This window comes from Pelagicoccus enzymogenes, assembly GCF_014803405.1.
GTDB classification, from domain to species: domain Bacteria; phylum Verrucomicrobiota; class Verrucomicrobiia; order Opitutales; family Opitutaceae; genus Pelagicoccus; species Pelagicoccus enzymogenes.
The window spans coordinates 493,977-515,715 of sequence record NZ_JACYFG010000036.1; the positions used below are offsets into that span (position 1 = coordinate 493,977).

Annotated in this window: 13 protein-coding genes; 5 read left to right on the forward strand and 8 right to left on the reverse strand. The window is 57.2% G+C overall.

From position 1 onward, the window contains the following. Positions 1 to 6 precede the first annotated feature (6 nt). Entirely contained in the window at positions 7 to 1,374 is a 1,368-nt protein-coding gene (locus tag IEN85_RS14380) for an FAD-binding oxidoreductase (RefSeq protein ID WP_191617779.1), read from the forward strand. Between the two features lie 25 nt (positions 1,375 to 1,399). Next, the gene (locus IEN85_RS14385) at positions 1,400 to 2,692 is read left to right on the forward strand and encodes a (Fe-S)-binding protein (protein ID WP_191617780.1); all 1,293 of its coding nucleotides are present in this window, start codon (positions 1,400 to 1,402) and stop codon (positions 2,690 to 2,692) included. 152 nt (positions 2,693 to 2,844) lie between these two features. Here IEN85_RS14385 and IEN85_RS14390 read toward each other — a convergent pair whose 3' ends face one another. After that, positions 2,845 to 4,383 carry a sulfatase family protein gene (locus IEN85_RS14390; RefSeq protein WP_191617781.1) on the reverse strand — a complete coding sequence of 513 codons (1,539 nt, stop codon included), beginning with the start codon at positions 4,381 to 4,383 and terminating at the stop codon, positions 2,845 to 2,847. 185 nt (positions 4,384 to 4,568) lie between these two features. Between IEN85_RS14390 and IEN85_RS14395 the strand changes: the two genes are divergently transcribed. Further along, positions 4,569 to 5,630 (forward strand): LacI family DNA-binding transcriptional regulator, encoded by a 1,062-nt coding sequence (locus tag IEN85_RS14395; RefSeq protein ID WP_191617782.1) that lies wholly within the window; start codon positions 4,569 to 4,571, stop codon positions 5,628 to 5,630. 332 nt (positions 5,631 to 5,962) lie between these two features. Here the strand turns inward: IEN85_RS14395 and IEN85_RS14400 are convergent, their stop codons facing one another. Next, entirely contained in the window at positions 5,963 to 9,307 is a 3,345-nt protein-coding gene (locus IEN85_RS14400; RefSeq protein ID WP_191617783.1) for a TonB-dependent receptor plug domain-containing protein, read from the reverse strand. Positions 9,308 to 9,851: 544 nt separating this feature from the next. On the opposite strand from IEN85_RS14400, the gene IEN85_RS14405 reads away from it, so the two are divergent. After that, positions 9,852 to 11,183 (forward strand): family 43 glycosylhydrolase, encoded by a 1,332-nt coding sequence (locus IEN85_RS14405; protein WP_191617784.1) that lies wholly within the window; start codon positions 9,852 to 9,854, stop codon positions 11,181 to 11,183. A 306-nt stretch (positions 11,184 to 11,489) separates the two neighbouring features. On the opposite strand, the gene IEN85_RS14410 is transcribed toward IEN85_RS14405, so the two are convergent. The 6 genes from IEN85_RS14410 to IEN85_RS14435 form a co-directional block, all read right to left on the reverse strand. Beyond that, positions 11,490 to 12,014 carry a transposase gene (locus IEN85_RS14410; RefSeq protein WP_318186625.1) on the reverse strand — a complete coding sequence of 175 codons (525 nt, stop codon included), beginning with the start codon at positions 12,012 to 12,014 and terminating at the stop codon, positions 11,490 to 11,492. Positions 12,015 to 12,381: 367 nt separating this feature from the next. Then, positions 12,382 to 14,016 carry an SLC5 family protein gene (locus tag IEN85_RS14415; protein ID WP_191617786.1) on the reverse strand — a complete coding sequence of 545 codons (1,635 nt, stop codon included), beginning with the start codon at positions 14,014 to 14,016 and terminating at the stop codon, positions 12,382 to 12,384. An 89-nt stretch (positions 14,017 to 14,105) separates the two neighbouring features. Continuing rightward, on the reverse strand, positions 14,106 to 14,297 hold the full coding sequence (locus IEN85_RS14420; protein ID WP_191617787.1) for a hypothetical protein: 192 nt from the start codon (positions 14,295 to 14,297) through the stop codon (positions 14,106 to 14,108). Positions 14,298 to 14,330: 33 nt separating this feature from the next. Further along, on the reverse strand, positions 14,331 to 15,731 hold the full coding sequence (locus tag IEN85_RS14425; RefSeq protein ID WP_191617788.1) for a purine-cytosine permease family protein: 1,401 nt from the start codon (positions 15,729 to 15,731) through the stop codon (positions 14,331 to 14,333). Positions 15,732 to 15,897: 166 nt separating this feature from the next. Then, positions 15,898 to 18,060, reverse strand: a complete 2,163-nt coding sequence (locus tag IEN85_RS14430) for an alpha-L-rhamnosidase-related protein (RefSeq protein WP_191617789.1) — start codon at positions 18,058 to 18,060, stop codon at positions 15,898 to 15,900. A 49-nt stretch (positions 18,061 to 18,109) separates the two neighbouring features. Beyond that, positions 18,110 to 19,201, reverse strand: coding sequence for a LacI family DNA-binding transcriptional regulator (locus IEN85_RS14435; RefSeq protein ID WP_191617790.1), 1,092 nt, complete (start codon positions 19,199 to 19,201; stop codon positions 18,110 to 18,112). A 291-nt stretch (positions 19,202 to 19,492) separates the two neighbouring features. Here IEN85_RS14435 and IEN85_RS14440 point away from each other — a divergent pair, with 291 nt between their 5' ends. Further along, positions 19,493 to 21,721: a glycoside hydrolase family 3 N-terminal domain-containing protein gene (locus IEN85_RS14440; RefSeq protein WP_191617791.1), complete on the forward strand. Its 2,229-nt coding sequence runs from the start codon at positions 19,493 to 19,495 to the stop codon at positions 21,719 to 21,721. Positions 21,722 to 21,739: the final 18 nt, after the last annotated feature.

A 21,739-nucleotide genomic window follows, 5' to 3' on the forward strand; every position in this document is an offset into this window, starting at 1 on the left:
CCTCGAATGATCGCCCAACTTCGCGCCCTCCTCCGTCCCGACCAAATCCTCACTGAGACAGTCGATCTCATTCCCTACGGTTTCGACGGCACCGCCATGCTCAAGGAAAAGGCCAACGCGGTCGTGTTTCCGGAAACGACCGAGGAAGTCGCGGCTATCGTCAAGTTGGCTCATAAGGAAAAAACTCCCATCGTCACGCGAGGTTCGGGGACCGGACTTTCCGGGGGTTCGATCCCTGTCAAAAACGGAATCGTGCTCTGTCTCGTCAAAATGAACCGTATCCTCGAGATCGATACGAAAAACCTGACGCTCACCGCTGAGGCGGGCACCATCACCCAAGCCATCGACGACGCAGCCGCGGCCGAAGGTCTCATCTACCCTCCCGACCCTGGCTCCATGAAAATTTCCACCATCGGCGGAAACGTGGCCAACAACTCCGGCGGACTCCGCGGACTCAAGTACGGCGTCACCCGCAACTACGTGATGGGAATGGAAGTAGTCCTGCCCAACGGAGACATCGCTTGGCTCGGCAACAAGTGCGTCAAGGACGTCGCCGGCTACTCGTTGAAAGACCTTTTCATCGGCTCCGAGGGCACCCTCGGAATTGTCACCAAAGTTCTGCTACGGCTCCTGCCCCGCCCTGAAGCTCGCAAGACCATCCTCGCCACCTTCAACGATATCGAAGACGCGGCCCAGACCGTTTCCGACATCATCGCGGCCAAGATCATTCCCTGCACCCTGGAATTCCTGGATCAAACCACTATCCGCTGCGTTGAAGACTTCGCCAAGATCGGACTGCCCACCGAAGCCAAGGCCCTGCTCCTGATGGAGAGCGACGGCCCCGCATCCGCAGTCGAGGAGGAAGCGCAAAAGATGCAGGCCATCGCCCAGAGCAACCGAGCGCTCAGCCTTCGCGTCGCCGCCAACAGCGAGGAAGCCGTCCAACTTGCCACTGCCCGACGCTCCGCATTTTCCGCCCTCGCCCGCATCCGCCCGACCACCATCCTAGAAGATGTGACAGTCCCTCGCAGCAAGCTGGCCGCCACCGTGCGCTTCATCGAATCGGTCGCTCAAAAGCACGGACTCAAGATTGCCAACTTCGGGCACATGGGCGACGGAAACCTGCATCCGACCTTCCTCACTAACGAGCGCGACGGCGAGGAGATCGAACGCGTGGAAAAGGCCATGCACGAGATTTTTGAATACACCATCGCAGCGGGCGGGACAATCACCGGCGAACACGGAGTCGGCCTCGCCAAAAAGGGGCACCTGCCCGACCAGTTCGCCGACGCCTCCTACCCGCTCCTACAAAGCATCAAGCGAAGCCTGGACCCCGAGCAGCTGCTCAATCCGGGCAAACTCTTCGACCTCTAAGAGAGCGGCCCAAAAAAGACTTCCGATGCAATCCGCCCAAAACTTCCTCAAGGAGCTCGACTACTCCGTCCTGCAGCAGTGCATGCACTGCGGCATGTGCCTTCCGACCTGTCCTACCTACACCACTACAGGAAAAGAGAAAAACAGCCCCCGTGGCCGCATTTCCCTTATGCGAGCCGTCGCCGACGACGAACTCACGGTCACCGAAGCCTTTGGCGAGGAAATGTACTACTGCCTCGGTTGCCTAGCCTGTACCACCGCCTGTCCCGCAGGAGTCGACTATGCCCATCTCTTCGAGAGCGCTCGAGCGCAAGTGGAAGAAAAAGGCGTCCTTGACCATCCCGAACGCCGCTTCTGGCGTTGGCTCACCTTAAAGGTGCTCTTCCGCTACCCCAGACTGCTGCGCGCTGCCGGTAGACTGATCTACCTCTACCAGCAGTCAGGGCTAGACCGGGCCCTGCGTAAGTCGAAGCTGCTCAATTGGCTCGCTCCGGAGCTTGCCGCGCTCGAACCGATGACTCCCAAGATCTGTCATCACTTCTCTGATACGCTCATCAAAGAGCAGGAAAAGGCGATCGAAGGGAAATACAAAGTTGGGTTCCTCACCGGCTGCGTACAAGACCTCGCATTTTCAAACGTCAACCGCGACACCGTCGACGTGCTCCTTGCCAATCGCTGCGAAGTAGTCACCCCGCGAAACCAAACATGCTGCGGCTCGCTGCATGGTCACAACGGAGCGCCTGAGCTCGCCAAAGAGCTCGCCCGCAAAACCATCGACCAGTTCGAGGACCTGGATTCCCTGGATGCCATCATCTCCAACGCTGGAGGCTGCGGCTCTCACTTGAAGCACTACCATCGCCTCCTGTCCGACGATCCTGAATACGCAGAAAAGGCGAAGCTCTGGGATGCCAAGCTTAAGGATATCCACGAATTCCTAGCTGAGATCGAAATGGTCCCGCCCCCCAAAAAGGTGCACAGCCAATCAGTCACCTACCATGACTCTTGCCACCTCTGCCACGGCCAAAAAGTCAGCCAACAGCCACGCAATCTGCTCAAGCTCATCCCGGGACTCGTATACGAAGAGCTCCCCGAGGCCAACCGCTGTTGCGGAAGCGCGGGGATCTACAATATCACGCAACCTGAGGAATCGCAGCGTCAGCTCGATCGAAAAATGGAGCAGCTCGCCAAAACGGACGCAACGGTCGTGGCGACCGCAAATCCTGGCTGCCACCTGCAGCTTCAAAACGGAATCAAGACAGGAAAGCTTGGCAAACAAGTCGTCCACCCCATTTCCCTCCTCGCCCAAGCCTATCGCTAGGAAGGGTCCTAATGGAGGGACCGGTTCCACCCGGTCCGCGCTGCAGGTGAGGCGATCGCCAACCCTCGGCAAGCGTTCGTACCGGCCCATTTCCACCGCTCGAAGCGGGAGAACGCGGGTCTCAAGCAGACACCTGCCTTTGCCAAGATCGCTTACCGCGGATTCCGAACTCCGCTCTGCGTGGAAAAGTCGGCTAACTCCTTGAGAATGTTAGCGGTATCGGGCCTTGGCCTCTCATAAACGCCAAGGGCGGCAATCTCCTGCTGCAGCTCCGGCGGATCCTGCCGCAACAAACCGTAGTCTTTCGCAGCCGGCATCTCCCATTTGGGAAACTGACGCCAGCCCTCCCCATCCCAAGGAGCGTCGTATCCGTCTCCCTTGAATCGCTCGAAGAGCGACTCCCTCAAACGAATCAGTTCGCCGGAAAAAGCGGGATCTGCAGCCAAGTTTATCTCCTCTTCGCTGCCCCGGTACAACCACTCCTTTTCATCCGCAGCGCTGTAAACGTATTTCCACTTCGAGTCAGCGGCGAGATACAACCCCAAACCATTCTGGGAAAATTGGCTAAATACGACTCGCTCTGCTTCGTTGCCCTCAAGAGTCGACACCAAGCTTGTCCCTTCAAGGCTCGTCTTGCTCATCAAAGGATCGGCAGTGTCAATAAAGGTTGGATACAAATCCAGGAGACTCACTGCCCTATCGCAGATTTCACCTTCCGGTATGACGCCAGGCAAACTGGCAAGCATAGGGATCCTAGCTGAAGCATCCAGCATGCAGCGCTTTCCGTAACAGCCGAAATCGCCCAGCATTTCCCCGTGGTCGGAAGAGAAGACGACCAAGGTGTTTTCGATTTCATCGCCCAGAGCGTCCAGAATTCGCCCAAGATGGAAATCCACGTGCGATATCGTGGCATAGTAGGCTGCCCGAATCATGCGGCTGATGTGCCGGTCGTATCCACCGTCACGGTACTTGTAACGGTTTTGCACGCGATTCCAAAGGCTCTGCTGCTCCTCGTAACCATCCGGCAAATACGGTTCGTCCATCTCGTGCATGCTGTATATTCGCGACCACGGAATGGGAGTCTCAAAAGGGGGATGCGGCTTTATGAAACTACTCCACAAGAAAAACGGCCGATCCCTGTCGCGGTTTCGCAGGAAATCGATGGAACGATCCGCCACCCAGGTCGTGTTGTGATGCCTGTCCGGCAATTGGGACGGTTGCGGCAGATAGTAGTATTCGCTGCGCAATCCGTGAGGATCCAGCACGTGCTCGAAGCCATTTTTCGCAAGATAGTCCCGGTAGTCGTCTCGAACGCCTGGATACACAAGCTCTTCGGAAACGTCGCGACTCTGAAAGCCCCAATCCCCTTTTCCCTCCACGAAGTGCATTTTTCCCACGCCATGCGTCTGGTATTCCAGCATGTTCAGCTCATCCATGAAACTGGTACGGTGACACTCGATATCGACGTTGTCCACGCACCCTGTCTGGTGGGGCGACACCCCACAAGTGAGAGCATGGCGCGCCGCTACGCACACCGGACTCGGAGTGTAGCAGCGAGTAAAGGCTGTCCCCGAACGCACAAGCCGGTCGAGGTTTGGAGTCTTGATCTGGGAGTTTCCAAGGGCCCCGATACAGTCAGCCCGGAACTGGTCAGTGAAAAGGAAGAGGATGTTTTTACGCTTCTCGGACATAGGTCAGCTTATCGCCCCATGGAATCTTGAAGTCAGGGCCGCTCCCAGCCAGCCAGAGCAATAACTGTAGGATTGCCCTGCAGTAGCGATTCCAACTAGTTTCCTACAATTAGCATTCAAGAGGATTGAGCACGGGCCGCGACCGCGCTTAGCTGCCTGAACCCGCCCGAAATTCGCCCCGTTAAATGACCAAGCAAACTGGAAAGAGCTCTTCTGACGTTGCCCGTCGCGTGACTGTGAGAGACATCGCGGCGGAGATAGGCGTGCATTTTACCACTGTCGCGGAAGCCTTGCGCGATTCTCCTCGAGTGAAGGAGGCAACCAAGAAAAAGGTACGGGCCGCGGCCGAGCAAATGGGCTATCGCTCCGATCCCATGCTTTCCGCCCTCTCCGCCTACCGGACGCGCAGCAGCAAGCCAACTTTCCAAGGAACCTTAGTTTGGATCAATGGCTTCGGCGAAAGGGATTTCTTTTCCAAGGGCCGCGGCTTCTACACGGATTGTTTCGCCGGAGCCCGCAGGCGGTGCCAAGAACTTGGATACCGGCTGGAGCCCTTCTGGATGTCCGAGCCCGGCATGAGCGCTCCTCGCGCCTCGCAGATACTGGACAGCCGCAAAACGTCCGGCGTGATCGTGGGCCCCATGCCTCATGGCGTCGACGAGCTCGACCTGTTTTGGGAAAAGTTTTGCTCCGTGCGTATCGGATACTCCCTGCGAAGCTCGGAGCTGACGACCATCATCTCTGACCAATTCGGGAATGCTCGCATGCTTTTCGACCGCTTCAAAGACGCAGGCTATCGGCGCATCGGCTTCGCCTGTCCGCAAGCGCTCGACGACCGCACCAACAACCACTGGTCCGGCAGCTACCTGGCAAGCCAGCAGCACTATCCGCAAATGGAGCAACTCCATCCCTTCATCGATCGCAACAACGACAAGAGCGAGTTCCTGAGTTGGATGGAAGCAGAGAAACCCGACGCCTTGATTTGCGGAGGCGGACGGCGCTATTCCGATTGCCTGGAGGCGGCAGGTTATCGAATTCCCGAACAACTCAGCATCGCTTGCCTTCATGCGGACAGCTACGACGAGAACCTTGCCGGCATCATGCAAAACGGAGAGATAGTGGGCACCGCATCCGTAGACCATCTCGTCGCCATCATTCATCGTTTCAAAGTGGGACTGGAAACGCACCCGAAAGTCGTGACGGTAAGCGGCAAGTGGAAGGACGGCACTACCTTTAAAAGCTCATAGGGGATCGTCTCCTAAGGGGCGACCGGAGCTCCCCATGCGTCGCTATTCGAGCAAGCAGGAGCGGACTACCCGTTCCGGATGAACCTTAAAAAAGGGTTATCACCATTTTGCGGGGAGACGCTCTCGAACGTAGGGCTGTCGCTCGTCATGGATCTTGAGCGAAGCCGAAAGGCGCCACGCCGCAATGAAGGATGTTCTAGGATAGGGATCTGCGGCACGTCGCGAGTGTTTAGCGGCCCTACAGGTAAAGCAGCAAATCCACTGCTTATGGTGATGAACCCCAAAAAAGCCCCCACCTCGCGAAAGATGGGGGCTGTGGCTAAAAGCGGCGGCTAGAACTTAAACGTGTTCGTCAGCTGATAGGTAATTGGATCGTTGATACCGAAAACGGCGCTACCGTCTGGATTGAGGCGAATCACGCGGAGATCGTCGCCCTGGCGGAAGAGGTTGTTCACGTTGAGCTGGATTCTCCAATCCACCCGATCGTTGAAGATCTTCTTTCGGTAGTTCGCCATAACCCCGCCGGTCACGTGGGAGTCGCCGCGCAAGGCGTTGTCTGGGTCCGCGATCATGGTTGGCGTATTTACGCCGCCTAAGGTTGTGTCCACCTGCTTCAATTCGTTGCCGAGGACCTTACCGCTTTCCCAGCGGAGGTTCGTGCCCAGCGAAACGCCCTTGAAGCGCCCGTCGTGGAAGCGGTAGTTCGCCGTCAAACGGGCGTTGTATTTGGAAATCCCTACATTCGAGACACCCTCGGCCTCCAGGTCTTCGAGCAACTCGTTACCCATCGAATCGAGGAAAATTTGACTCAGCAAGGTATCGTCGCTCGGGATCGAATCGCCATCTTCGTAAACCGTGGCGTCAGTGTCGCCGTTTCGATGAAGCCCCTCCTGGAAAAACTGTTGCCAGTAGGGAGTACGGTATCGGATGTACTCGAGCACCTCCGATTGGCGATTCGCCACGGCGTTTTCGAGCTTGCTGAAGCTCGCCATGAAGCGCCAGTTCTTGGTCGGGTTGAAGGTCACCGAGGTTTCCCATCCTTCCGATACGGAATCTTGCGTGGCCGCAACATCGTTGGGAGCGTCGTACTCGCCAAAGTAGTCATACTGCCGCTCTCCGTCCGCATCGAAAACCGGTCCCCCATCCTCGCCGACTTGAGCCGTCTGGGAACCGCCTGCAAGCACAGGACCGTCGCCATCCCAGCCGACAACTGCCTGCCACTCGTCGATGCGTCCCGATTCGCTAAGGGCATCGAACAGGCGATCCTCGAAACCGGGCAAACGATTTCTGGCAATGGAGGTGGGTACGCTCTGACCCGCTTGGCGGGTTTCGTAGGCGGTGAAGCGAAGGTCCAGCTTGTTTTCCATCAGCATCAAACCGAGACCGTACTCCTCGACCTTTCCGCTCTGTGGGGAAATCGGGCGAAAGAAATTGTCGGTCCGCGGAGTGGTCAGGTCGAAATTCTCCGATTCGTTGGCGAACACTCGTAACCAGTTGGTCGCGTGGAATACGATGCCCTTGGTCATGGTCGGTTCGGTGATCGAAACCGTAGGATCGCCCGGATGCTCGAAGTGCTCGCGCTGGCTTCCGTCCGTCACGCCGTTGTCCCGGTCCCAAAGCCATCCGTAGGTATCCACGGAGTCCTCTCTCCAACCCAGCGTGGCAACGATGCGATCTTGCCACAAGTAACTCTGAAGCGACGCGCCATAGCCTTGAGCTTCGATGGTCGTGCGCTCCGGGCTGTTGTCCTGAATGTAGTCTACAATGCGAAGATCGTTCGGGGCAAATTGCCAAGTGCCGAAGGAGCTTTCGATATTGTCATAGTACCAGTAAGGAGCCGCTTTGCCGCGATAGGGGTTCGTGCTCGCGGGGAATCCTGTCAGACGCAGGGAAGTATCGCCGGGTTGCACTGGATCGCCGACATAGAAAGTTGGATACATGTGCTTCGACGAATCGAAGCCACCTCTCCCCAGGACCCCGGGCGTTTGTTCGCCCAGCAATCCGTAGCGATAGGAGTTGGTATTCTCCGTGTTCTCGGAGAAGAAACCGGTGATTCGGTGTTTGCCCAACCAAGCGAGTCGATCGGAAATGTCGACGAAGTCCAAGTCGTAGTTGGCCTGCACCAACAGGCTCTCCGCGTCCTCGTACTCGTTGCGGGCGAAGGAACGCCCTACGATCATGGGACGAAGGAAGTTCTTGTTCACGCGGCCGTCCGGCAAGGTTGTATTGATGTCGATAGCGATGCTGTTCTGCTGAGCAATCGGACCGAAGATCTGCTCCTGCGAGTAGTCTTCTTTCTGATACGTCGCGGAAACGTAGAACTTGTCGGTAATCCGCTGCTCGAGATTGAAGTGCACCTTCTCGTTCGTGTTCTCTCTCAGGTTTCCAGGGAGGGCGCTGATTTCATATTCCTTCCATGGAAAGATCCCCTCGTCGATCGCTTGCGGATCTGCGTATCCACGATCGTCTTCATAGGGGTCCGCCGAACGGTGCATCTCCATGCGAGCTCGCTCCGCAGAGCTATTTGTAGGCTGGCTGCCAGAGGCAGTCACCGTCCCGTGCCGCGTGTAGAACCCATCCATCGGATTCCACCAATCGGCGCTGTCGTAGTAGGCGGTCAAGGCCTTGTCGCGCCCGTCGATGTCGTCTCTCAGTTCAGGATTAAAGGGTTCCCCCGTCAGGCGAGAAATGAGCTCGATGTCAGGAGAACGAGGCGCCTCGCCGTTGGAAACGCGAGTGTTGTAGGGGTCCCAATAGAAGTTGTTGGCGATCTGCTCCTCGCTCCAGCCATCCGCATGGGCTTGGTTCCAAAGCTCCAACCAGCCGGAAACGTAGTCGGTGGGAAGACGATAGTTCGGTCTCCGTCCGTCCGACTCCTGCTCTTCGTAGAAAGCAGTGATGGTAGTGCTTTCGAAGGGCTTGTACGTCGTCGTGAGAAAGATCCTGTCGTCGTCTTGATAGGCCGTCTTCACGCGGTACTGCGTCTTCGAATTCTTGAAGACGGCCCGAATGGCGAGAACGTCCTCCTTGATGACTCGACTGAAGTCGAATACGCCGCGAGCCGTTCCGAAATTGTCGAGGTTGAACTGGACCTCGTTCAGGTCACGCCCGAGGTGGGCGCGCTTCGTCGTGTAGTTCATGAGGCCTGCTGGTTGAGCGAGGCCGAACAGGATGGAGTTCGGCCCGCGCAGGAACTCGGCACGCTCGATATTGTAGCGATCAACCGATCCCCGCACCTCTATGAAGTTGGCCGACGTTGAAGCGCGTCCCAACCCACGCACCCGCACCGAATTCTCCCGCGTGTTGCGATCGCCAAAGTCGCCGCCGAGATAGCCTTGGCTAAGGCTTGGGGAAGTATCGTCCGTGGTGATGTCGGTCTCGGTTCCGGCGACCATCGAAAGGGCCGTCGCGAGGTCGGTGGAACCGAGATCGTCCATGAAGGCGTTGGTTAGCACCGTTACCGACGCCGCCACATCCTTGAGTTCAGTGTTCAGCCGACTTCCGGAGATAGTCGATCCCGCGCGGTAGCCTTCGTCCTTCGAAGCATCGACGGTGAAAGGCGAAAGCTCGAAAATCTCTTCCTCGGACGCGTCCTGGGCAAAGGATGCGACAGGAGCCAACGAAGCGAGGAGAGAAACACCGAGCAGCTTGCTGGTTTGCTTGCTATTGATGGTCATAATCTAGTTTGCAGGTTTTAGGTTTTAACACTCCGCCACGAGAAAACCTTCCAAAGGTAAAACAGCATCCGCGATACGGCAGCGAAAGCTGGATAGAAGGGGTAGCGACGCGGCGTGCGTCGGGGTGGGGGCTTAAAGTACGAATGAGTCGAGACGTACGATTGGGAAAGATGTTAGGATAGTTTACAGCCGCCAAATTTTCTCAATTCCACGCCCCTGCTAATTGTAGTATTTCACACAAGCATTTACGCATAAAGCCAAACCCTCGAACACCGTCCCTCGGCACGGTCGCGAAGAACCTTTTCGTATCCACTTTTTGAATCTATTTTTCTCAACGAAGAGCAGAACACGAGAAAGCTTCCCAAAAATGACCGCTCCTACTTCGCGACCAGGTTCTAGGCTTCACGCCTTGGAGTGAGTTGAGAAACGCTTAAGACGAAAGCGTAAACGGGTAGAATTCGAAACCATACAACGGAATCCTACAATTATTCCCGTTAGAGACCTTTCACCCTTTCGCTTCAGCTTGCTACGCTAGGCCGCAGCAATGATGAACTCCACTCCGACTCTCCCCATCACCCTCGAGCGGTTGCAAGGGTACGGCGTAACCGATCCCCAGGTCCGCATCTATCAGGACACCGCCTACCTTTACGCATCCCATGACGAGCATCCGGAAAACACCGAATTCGTGATGCCTGACTGGCAAGTTTGGAGTTCCAAGGACTTGGTCAATTGGCAGTACGAAGCGACGCTGTCTCCAGAGGATACCTACATCGGAGCGCCGTTCAAAGGCTGCTGGGCGGGCGACTCAATCTACAAGAACGGCATCTACTATTGGTGCTTCTCCGCTGTCGATAAGTCCACGGACAAGCACGAAATCGGCCTGGTATCCGCCCCCTCTCCCACCGGTCCGTGGACCGATCCCATCGGTGAAGCTTGGATCCCTCACGATTCCGCCCCTACCCACGTTTACGATCCTGGCTTCCTGCAGGAAGATGATGGTACGACCTACATCGTTTTCGGCGTTTGGGACTACTACATCGCTCGCCTCGAAGGGGACATGAGCGGCCTCGCCGAAACGCCTCGCAAACTCGAGATCCTCGACCCTCGCGGACCCTATGGAGAGGGTACAACCGACGACAAACCTTTCCTGCATAAACACGGAAACCTGTACTACCTGTCCTGGGGAGCGTTCTATGCGACCTCTGAAAACCTGTATGGTCCCTACCAATACAGAGGTTGCTTGATCGACGAAAAGCTCATGGACAGCTCCTTCGCGGAAAAGACCTGGCCCCACGGCCCCCAGCAAGGGCGTCACGGTTCCTTCTTCGACTGGAACGGCCAAAGCTATTTCATGTACTGCGACATGAGCTTCTCCGGAAACCGCTACTACCGAGGTTCTTGGATCAGCTACGTGCACTATCGAGAGAATGGCGAAATTGCGCCCATCGAAATAACATCCGAAGCGGTCGGTCGCTACACAGCTGGAAAGCCAATACCAGCAGCCAATTTCAGCGACGGAAACGGCATTCAAAAAGTGGAGAATCCAGATGGGAGGCTTTCAATCGCCCCCATCGAAAGGGGTGCCCAGGTCTCCTACCCAAACATCAGAGACATCTCGACACCGTCCGTCGACGTCATCCTCAGGTTCAGCAAATCAAGCGATTCCCAAACCATCAAAATCTCAAACGGCCACCACCATTGCGGCGAGGCAATCCCGATCAACGCAACGGAAGTCCACTACCGCATCGATGCCTTCGTCCCTCATGACGGTATCACCCTCCAATTCTGCGAAGTCAAAACTGAGTCAATCCAACTCGACTACCTAACCGTTGCAGAACACCAGCAACGACTCGCAATCCACAATGCAGGATCGTAGGGTTGGAGCTTGCTCCAGACCGCTCTGCCCAAACTCAAATCAGCGCAGCCCTAATCAAGCTCCTGCAACGCAGAGGGTAACAAAATAGCGAGCCCCAGGCATCGACACCCTTCCGAAATGCATCCGCTGCGTCTTTCGTGTTCGGAGATCCTTTTCCATACCGTTCACCTACCCCTTGCAGCAACGACTCGCAATCCACAATGCAGGATCGTAGGGTTGGAGCTTGCTCCAGGCCGCTCTGCCCAAACTCAAATCAGCGCAGCCCCTAACAAGCTCCTGCAACGCGGTCTGCGCCAAGGCGCAACCCTACGGTTGAGAACGCGCCAACCTCAGCCAATTCTCCGGGACCACGCCGTCCCGATCCAGCAGCGCTTCAAATCGATAGGGCGAAACTCGCCACCTCCGCCAACAATCCCAACGCTCGTCCAGAGCAAGCAAGCCCTTCGTGTACGGATTCATGAATACGTAAAAACCATAGGCTTCTTCAGATTCGTCTTCCCTCAGTCGATGGTCATAAAAGTCTTTCTGCCATCGAGCTGCCGACCTCGTCAGCGTCTTGAACTTCGAAACGACTCTACCCAAGCTCAGCGATGAGCCCAAGCGGAAGAGCAGATGCATGTGGTCAGGCATTACAACCGCGCAGGCCATCTCGACCTCCTGGTCCGCATGGAGCCTATCCAATTGCCTGAACAAAGTATCCGCCGCTGCCTTTTGTCTTAGCGTTTCCTTTCGTCCTGCAACGCAGAGGGTAACAAAATAGCGAGCCCCAGGCATCGACACCCTTCCGAAATGCATCCGCTGCGTCTTTCGTGTTCGGAGATCCTTTTCCATACCGTTCACCTACCCCTTGCAGCAACAACTCGCAATCCACATTGCAGGATCGTAGGGTTGGAGCTTGCTCCAGACCGCTCTGCCCAAACTCAATTCAGCGCAGCCCCTAACAAGCTCCTGCAACGCAGAGGGTAACAAAATAGCGAGCCCCAGGAATCGACACCCTTCCGAAATGCATCCGCTGCGTCTTTCGTGTTCGGAGATCCTTTTCCATACCGACGACCCACCCCTTGCAGCAACAACTCGCAATCCACATTGCAGGATCGTAGGGTTGGAGCTTGCTCCAGACCGCTCTGCCCAAACTCAAATCAGCGCAGCCCCAACAAGCTCCTGCAACGCGGTCTGCGCCAAGGCGCAACCCTACGGATCACCAGAAATAAAGGTAGATCGCGACTGACAAAACACAGACGATTCCCACCCAAACCGCGAATTGGCGATTCTCTGCCGGGGTCGCTTCCATATCTAGCAGCACCCGGGAACGGGCGGCCGCAAACCCTTCCTGCCCCTTCCCCTTCGTCGCGAACGAAACGACAAAGAGCACGAGAAAGCTGGCAACGGTGAGGAAGAACCCGGCATGCAGAAAGTTCATCTGCATGAAGTCGAAACCAAGTTCGTCAACGATCCCGCTGAACCAGGCATTGTCTACCGAGAGCCACATGAGCACTCCGGCCGTGGTCCCGAAGAGCAAGGTCACGAAACCTCCCACACGATTGGGTATCGGGGAGAGCAAACCGCCCAAGAAGCAAGCCAGTACCCCGCCGACCGAGTAGGAGGCGAACTTGGCAAGGTAGTCGAAGAGGAACTTGAAGTTCGGAATGACCCAAAGGGCCCAGATCACCGCCGACACGATCAAAACCACACCGAAGATGCGGCCCGCCACCACTACTTCACGCTCGCTCGCGTGCGGGCGCATCGGCTTGTACCAGTCGAGAGTGATGAGGCTCGAAGCGGAGCAAAGGAAGGAATCCACAGAACTCATAAGGGCTGCCACCAAGCCAGCCAAGGTCAGTCCCACCATGCCCACCGGCAAGAGCGAGCGGATCATGGATGCGTACAATTGGTCCGGCGACTCCGGAGGCACCTCGAAAAAACCGTCCTTCAAGAGCATCAGCCCCACCACGCCCGGCATCACGATAAGGAAAATGGTGGTACACTTGAGCAAGGCCGCAAAGAGGCCGCCCATGCGGGCTTGGTGAATGCTCTTGGCCGCCATCGCGCGCTGCACCACTGCGTGATTCACCGAACAATAGTAGAGCGCGTGTATCGACAATCCAAACACAACCGCGGTCCAAGGGATCTGAGGATCGTCTGCTGAGCGCACCATGGAAAAGAGGTCAACTCCCTCGCTCGCCTGGTAGGCCTCGATCTTTTGCGTAAAGACGTCCCAGCCACCGACCGCGTTCAATCCGAAGAGCAGTACCATGATTCCTCCCGCGAGGAGGATGAACATCTGGATAAAGTCAGTGATAACGACCGCTCGCAATCCCCCGAGAACAGCGTACAAACCAGTCGTCACTGCCAGGATAAGCACTCCCGGCAACAGACTCTCCCAACCGAACAAGTCCTGCATGACCCGTCCTCCCGCATAGAGGGAAACAGGTACCGCGTTAATCGCCAAGAAGAGGATCTGGAAAATGGATACGAATCGGTAGGATTCCTTTCCATAGCGGATGTTCAGGAACTGCGGCGTGGTCACGATTCCCAAACGGATGTAGATGGGCAAAAAGATGATTCCCATCAGCAAGAATCCGAAGACTCCCGCCATTTGATAGTTTGCGACCGCTACGCCCATCGCCATGGCCAAGCCAGCCTGCCCCACAAACTGCTCGGCCGAGATGTTGGTAGCGAACAAGGACGCTCCAATCATCGGCCAACGCATGGAGCGGCCCGCCAGGAAGTAGTCGTTCGAATCCTTTACCCCGCGGCCGACCCGCACGGTAATCCAGAAAACGAATACGAAATAACAGAGAACGATAGAGAGGTCTAGGGGGGAGATGTTCATGCGGGGGGGGGCACTATGAAACGAGTCCGAGCCGCTTTTCAGCTCGGCGAGAAAGTGGATGCGAAGCTAAACGCCGCGGATTGGCGACGCTACGAGGCGTCGTCCTCGACCGCTGGCAGGATGCGGCTCGCGAGAATCGAGCCCACGAACCAAGCGACCATGCCAATTGTCATGTAAAGCTTCACGCTATCGAGATCGATAGCGTCGAACAAAAAGAGGATAGAAGGCAAAACGGTTAGCAAAAGTCCAACACGTCCTAAAATTTTGAATACTGTAATCATTTTCGTATGCGTTAACGGTTAGCGTGTTGAAGCTTAGGCTCTCCTCGACTTTACGCTGAACAGGAGGTAGAGACAGCCGCAGGCAATCCAGCAGGGCATGGTGAAGAACCAGGGTGAAACGCCTTTGACTTGGATAAAGTAGAGGCTGATCGCGATCGGGATCAACCAAGCGAAAAGCACCGCGAAGTTGAAGGAGCCCTTGAACGCCCTTTCGTGCAAAGTCACCGCATCGCCACGGCTGCGGAAGTACCAGTTGAAGAAAATGATCGCTCCAATCGGAGCGAGGATCATTCCGTAAAGCCCCACGAAATCGAGCAGCTTGAATGCGAGGGCTGGGAACATGCCAGACAAGGTCGCCAAGGCTCCAGCCGCCAAGGTGGCCGCCCGGCGGGATACGAAAGGCACCATCGCTTGGAATGCCAAGCCCGCCCGATAGATGGTTGGGTTAGCCGTGGTCCAGCCCGCGACGATCACGCAGATGATGCCCGCCAATCCCGTCACTTGCTCCGCCATGGGGCCAGCGAGGGGGTCGGCGTTCTGGGTCAGCTTAATCTGGGCGGCCAACATGAAGGCGGCCGCAATCCAAGCCACGTAGTGACCGACATACATCCCGGCAGAGGTCGCCCAACCGTAGCTTGGTTTCTTGGCAAAACGAAAGACTGAAAGGTCCGCCATTCCCATGTGCATCGCGGCGTTACAGAGCCAACTGAAGAATACCACGCTCCAGAAGCCCATGACCGAGCTCTCCTTGCCCTCTTGGGCGAACGCAATCGAACCCGTCCACAAGGTATTCAGCTCGTCCCAACTCGAAACGTCGAGCTGCTTGAAAGCGACGATGCCGCAGGAAACGAAGACGAGAACCATCCACGGCGACGCGATATTGGCGAACTTGGCGACCGAGTCGTAGCCCAAGGTGGCGACCACCGCGATCAAGCCTCCCGTGCACAAGGCAACCACCACAAAAAGGGCGCTGTTGGGAAAAACGTCCTCCATGGCGGGCATGTCCATGTTGAACGGAATTCCCACCGCGGTCGCGGAGACGGTCACCATCGCTCCCGCCAAAAAGCAGAACAGCACGCCGTTGGCCAAATTGTAGACCTTCACCAAACCGCCCCCTGCGATCTTCTCCAACTGGAAATAGAGCGTCAGACGCGCCTTGGTCGCGATGGGCGTGCACACGTAGCGCCAACTCAAAACCGCCAGCAGGTTGCCTAGCAGGAGACCGAGAAACACGTTCTGCAGGGTCACCCCGTTGAGCAGGAAAAGCGGGCCGATCATGAACTCCGTGCCGGCCGCGTGCTCGCCCGCATACATGCCCCAGAACTTGCCCGCTCCCTTGTGCGCCTTCTTGGGAACCGGCTGGCGTTCGTATTCGTTTACAGCGGAGTCGTTGCGGGAGGCATCGACCGATTTAGAGGAATTGTCGGTATACATAGGCAGGGCCAGAGGCGGTGGGGTTTGGGAACAATGGGAAAAACAAGACAGCTTTTAGCGAAAGAATCACCGGACAAGCAAATCTAACTGTATGAAAGACGACCCGATTACGGATTTACACCAAGGAAAGTTCCATACAGTCAGAATTGGCCGACTGGAAAGTCCGCTATTCATAGTCGAGCCGAATCCGATACGCTCCACTGGCGATTCCCTCGAAAGTCACGATACCGCCCTCCTCTTCGTAGTCGGCGGGCTTTCCATTCACGAGGGCCCTTCCTAATCGTTGCCCCTCCGGAAGCTTGAGCGAAACCACCGGCTCCGTATTTCCAGGAATCCGCAAAACGACTTCCATAGACTCGCCTCGTACTTGCTTCACCGATACATCGACGGGTCCGCGAATGGTCGGGACCCGCCCTTCCACGAATTCCAAGGATCCGGGACGCGGCGCGATCAACATCTTCGCGAAACCGGGAGTGAGCGGACGCACTCCTAACATGAAGCGGGCAATCGCGTTGCCGGGCGCCGCGCCCCAAGCGTGATTCCAATCCTGGTTCGGCTTAAACGAATCGTCCCAAGCTTCCAGCGTGATGGTCGATCCCACCGCCAGCATGTTCTGCCAACTGCGAATTCCCTTCATGGTCATCAGCCGCAAGGCGGCGTCCTCGCGACCTCCAGCGTAGAGGGCTTCCAAGAGGTACTGAGCCGCGTAGACGCTGCAGGCCAAGTCCTTGGATACGATGAAATCCGCCACGCTCTCGTAGCGCGCCTCCGGAACAAGTCCAAATGCCAGCGGAAAGAGGTTCGCGTGAAAGGCAGAGTGCTCGGTCCCTTCCCCATCGACGTAGAGTCCCGTTTCCTCGTTGAACAGCGTCTCGTTGAAGGTCACGTAGAAACGTTTCGCCCTTGAACGGTAGTCGAGCGCCTCGTCCGCCTTTCCCAAGGCCTCCGCTATCTCGGCCATCTGCAATAGGTTCAAGTAGTGAAACGCGTTCACCACCGTGTTGATCTCGTTAAAGACATAGTTGTCGCGCTCTACCGGAGGCCAATCGACGATATCCGCCGACCTGCCGGGACGCTGACCGTGGTTCGGGTAAGGATAACCCACTAGCAAACCGTCCTCGCGCGCCCGCTCTTCCAGAGTTTTCTCCTTTTTTAGCCGCTCGTAAACGCGGCGAATGGAAGCGATATCGCCCGTATACATAAAGTCGATACCGGCCATCATAACGGAGTGCTGCTTCCACTCCGTCGGCCACGTCTCGAAGTCCATCAAATACTCGTGCGTGTAGCGCCCGAGCGAATACTCGCTATCTACCGCATAATGGGAGAGCATGTTGATATAAGTGTCCGCTTCGTAAGGAATGCGTTCCCGGTCGCCGTCAACGTAAGTTCCCGCGAAACTCGTCGCCTTCATGCTGTACTTGCAAAGTTCCCAGAGAGCGTTGAGGTCTTCGTTGGATGAGCGAAACGAGGACGCGTATTCATCCCATGGATAATGTATCGCGAGCTGCTTCGCCTCCAACTTGCCGAGCTCGATCCCATTGGTCTCGATTTCCACGTAACGGAAAGGAGCGATGGTTCCGAAGCGGCCCGGTATCGCGATGGCGACCGGCTTGGTGTTGCGAAGGTTCTTGGGCGGATGAACCCCGTAGACGCCGTTTCCCTCGCTCACAGCCAGCGAAACTTCATAGTAGCGCACGCTCGATTTCTCCGGCAACTCCCTCAGGACGCCCTCCGGGCTCCCGCGTTCGCCGAAGTGAACCGTCAGCTCGCCGGCCTTCGAAGCGACGAGGTCCAACTCCATGAAGCCGAAAGCCACCTTGCCGAAGTCCAACAAGTAGCGGCCTGGCTCCAGCTCGACAATCGACTTGGGGGCCACAGGGGTCGCCTCCGTCGGATGCCGCGACGGAGCGTCCGCAAGCTCCGCCGCCATGGTGAAACGCTGCGGCCTGGACCAGTGACCGAGCTCGCCTCCTTCAACTCCCACGCGAACCCTCCACTCGTAGGCTTCAAGCGCTTGCAAGGGCTCGCCAGCGTATTCAACTCCCAATGACGCTGAGGATTGCTCAGAACCCGAGTCCCATACCGGAGACTTTCCCCTGCCGAAGCCGTCCGCCGCTTTTGCGACCTGAACTTGGTAACTCGTTTGACGTCCGCCCTCCTTCTCCACTGGCACGATCCACGCGAAGTGCGGCGTCGGATCGACGATCGAACCGAGAACATCGCCTTTCAGCAGTTCACAACGGAGTTCGTACGGAGCCTGCGTTCGAGCGAACAAGCTAGTGGCGCAAAGTAGTGACATCATTACGAGAAGACGCGTGGTAGATTTCATCAACATAGAGATAAGGTTAAGAAAGAGTTCGAGGCGCGAGAGCGACTGCCTAGCTTGATACGGAGCCGAGGTCTGCAGGGCGCGAGCAACTCGCGCCATCCCTCCAAAAGCCAGGGGTCATGATGGTCTTGGGCGCGCTGTCCAAGCCGACTTGCGAACGACGCACGATACCAGCGAGCAGGTCGACCGCGACCGCTCCTACGACTTTAGCCTCCTGGTCGATCCCTGCATAGTTTCCTACTTGGTCGTGCTCCAAGGACACGAAAGCCAGCTTCACGTCCTCCGGAACCGACAGGCCCATGCCCTTCAGGTACTCTGGGTAGGATGTCATGCCGGCAAGGATGATCACTTCGGGCTTGTTGCGATGCATCCAAGATTCGAACGCGTGAAAGTCGTCTTCGTCCTGGCTCAAGAAGAGGGGAAGATAACGGGAACCGTCCGCCCCGTAGCGCCTGAGTTGGTAGGCTCCCGACCATTTGTTCTCCACCCGATCGTCGATCCACTTCTTGCTCGCGAAACCAATGCGCCCAAAGCCGAGAGACTCCAGCTTGTCGCAAAGCAACTTCATGTTGGCGAAATGGTCCGAAACAACGTTCGTCAGAGGGACTTCCGGCACGGAATAGCCGATACGCACCGAGCAAAACGAATCCCACCTCATATCCAACTTATCGATACTGGGCGGCATGGGCGCTACGATCAAACCTGCCTCTCCCCGGCTATGGATGATTTGCGAAGCGCGCTTTGCCGACATCCCCGGCTCCCCGAACCAAAAAGGGACCAGCTTGTAGCCCAACTCTTCACAACGTTCCTTCGCCCCTTCGTAACACTCGCGATAGTAGCCCTTCGCCTCCACCTCGAAAAAGTCCGGGGTATGGAATCCGTTGATCCAGCTCAGGTTCCCTCGGTACCCCTGCTTCAAGTGACTGCTCCGGTAACTGCAGAACGCCGACACAAACGGATCCGCCTGGTAACCGAGCCGCCCGGCGGCCTCCTTCACCAACTTGGCGGTGTCCGGCTTCACGAGGTCCGAATCCTTCAACGCCCGAGCCACCGTGGTGAAATGCAGGCCGACTTCGTCTGCAATGTCTCGGATCGTCACGCGCTGCTTCGCGGCCTTGGGACTGCCTTTCTGGGGGTTCATACGGAGTTTGTGGCAGGCCTTAGACGCAAATCAGAGCATGCCGAGGTATACAGGATGGGGAGACACTACCCAGCCGCCCTCGCTCTCCGCAAGCCGTCAAACCATTTTCCTACAATTAGCAATTCGTTTCGCGGCCCCGCAGCCGGTCGCCCCCCGCCCGCCCCTATCGAAGCGAATCCTACTGTTAGGGACTCGCCCGCTTTGAGGGTCCCTCCGATCCCTTCGACTCTAGGAAGTCCCGTTCCGCCCCGCGGAGCCCGGACCCTCTCCTCCTAGTCATACTTACCGTAGATGGACACTCACTTAGCTCAAGCCACCCTCACGAACCTCGACAGCTCCGCTAGCGCGGACCCGATCGAGCAGCGCGTAAACGCCTTGCTCGCCAAGATGAGCGTCGAAGAAAAAGTCGGGCAAATGCGCATCGTGCACGCCCAGCTCGGAGTCTCCCTCGACGAGGCAGGCGAACTTGTGCTCAGCGAGCACTTCAAGCAGCAAGTGAAGCACGGCATCGCCGGCATCAAAAACCCGGGGGAACACCTTCCGCCCGAGCAAGCTGCCCGTATCAACAATCTCTTGCAAAAGTACCTCGTGGAGAACAGCCGGCATGGAATCCCGGGCATGTTCGTGACGGAATCCTACAACGGAGTCGACGCCGCCGGCACCACTGACTTTAGCCGTCCCATCAATCTCGCAGCTAGCTGGAACCCGGATCTCGTGGAACGGGTTTGGGACCAGGTCGGGCGCGAAGCCCGATCCCGCGGCATGCACATGTGCCACTCGCCCGAAGCAGACCTGATTCGCGATCCCCGTTTCGGCCGCATGAGCGAAGCCTTTGGAGAGGACACCCATCTGGTCACCGAAATGGTGGTTGCCGCCGTCAAAGGCGTTCAGGGCAACGGCCAAGGACTCGCCTCCACCCACATCGGGGCTGTCACCAAGCACTTCGCCGGCTACGGCCAGGTGGAGGGCGGACGCAACTTCGCCTCCGTTCAGATCTCCGAACGCGACCTCGTCGACCAGATCCTGCCTCCCTTCAAAGCAGCCGTGCAGAGAGCCCACACCCTGGGCATCATGGCATCGCATGGAGACCTCAACGGCATCGCCTGCCACGGCAACCACCACCTGCTCACCGAGATCCTACGCGAGCAATGGGGCTTCGACGGATACACCGTTTCCGACGCCAACGACATTGGCCGCCTCTTCTACTTCATGGCGGTCGCCGAAAACGAGGACGAGGCCGCCCTGCTCGGCCTTCGGGCCGGCATGAACGTGGATCTCTACAACGAGGACTGCTACGTGCGCTTGCCGCAGCTGGCCGAGAAGTTCCCCGACATCATCCCGCTCATCGACCAGGCTGCCGGAAACGTGCTACGCGCCAAATTCCGCCTCGGGCTCTTCGACAATCCCTACGTCGACGAAAAAGCTGCCCCCGAAATCAACCGAAGCCCAGCCTCTCTTGCCCTCGCGTTGGAGTCCGACCTCGACTCTTTGATTCTCCTTAAAAACGAAAACGGAGTCCTGCCGCTCAGTCCCGAAAAAACGTCCACGGTGGCGTTGGTTGGCCCGCTCCTCAAAGCGCAAACCCTCGCCCAGTTCCAAGCCGCCGCGGGTCCCTCCGTCACCTTCCGCGCCGAAAAGGGCTTTTCCCTCACCAACGGAGAAATCAACTATCCCGACCTGCTCACGCCCGAACAGTGCGCCGAGGGCTTGGAACGAGCGGTGCAAACCGCCTCCCAAGCCGACGCCACCGTGCTCTTCGTGGGCGGCGACGAATTCACTTCCAAGGAAGCCTTCTTCGACTTCGCGATCGGCGATCGCGCCTCCATCGATTTGCTCGGCTCGCAGGTGGAGCTGTTCCACCGCCTCAAGGCCCTCGGCAAACCGGTCATCGTGGTGCTCAAGCATCGCCGGACCCTCGCCATAAACGAGCTCGCAGCCGAAGCCGACGCCATTATCGACGCCTGGGATCCCGGCGAACAAGGCGACACCGCCATCGCTATGACCCTCTTCGGACAATCGGTTCCTTCCGGCAAGCTCCCTTGCACGGTACCGCGCACCATCGGGCAGTTGCCCTTCCACTACAGCCAGAAGAAGATAAACTATAAGAAGGGCTACATGTTCATGGAAAACGGCCCGCTGTATCCCTTCGGCTTCGGACTGAGCTACACCCGTTTCCACTACGAGAACCTCCAGCTCTCGCGCGACCAGATCGAAAACGGGGCATCCCTGACGGCCAGTATCAAGCTCACGAATACGGGCTCCCTCGCCGGCAAGGAAGTCGTTCAGCTCTACATCCAAGATCCCATTGGCTCGGTCGTACGTCCGCTCAAGGAGCTCAAGGCCTTCCGTAAAATCGAGCTCCAGCCGGGCGAAACGAAAACCGTCACCTTCGAGATCACCCCCGAAATGCTGGCTTGCACCGGAGCCGATATGGTACGAAAGGTTGAAAACGGCGATTTCGTTGTCCAAGTCGGCAGTTCTTCCGAGGACGTTCTGGAGGCTGGGTTTCGAGTCGTCTAACAGATTAAAAACTCCCCC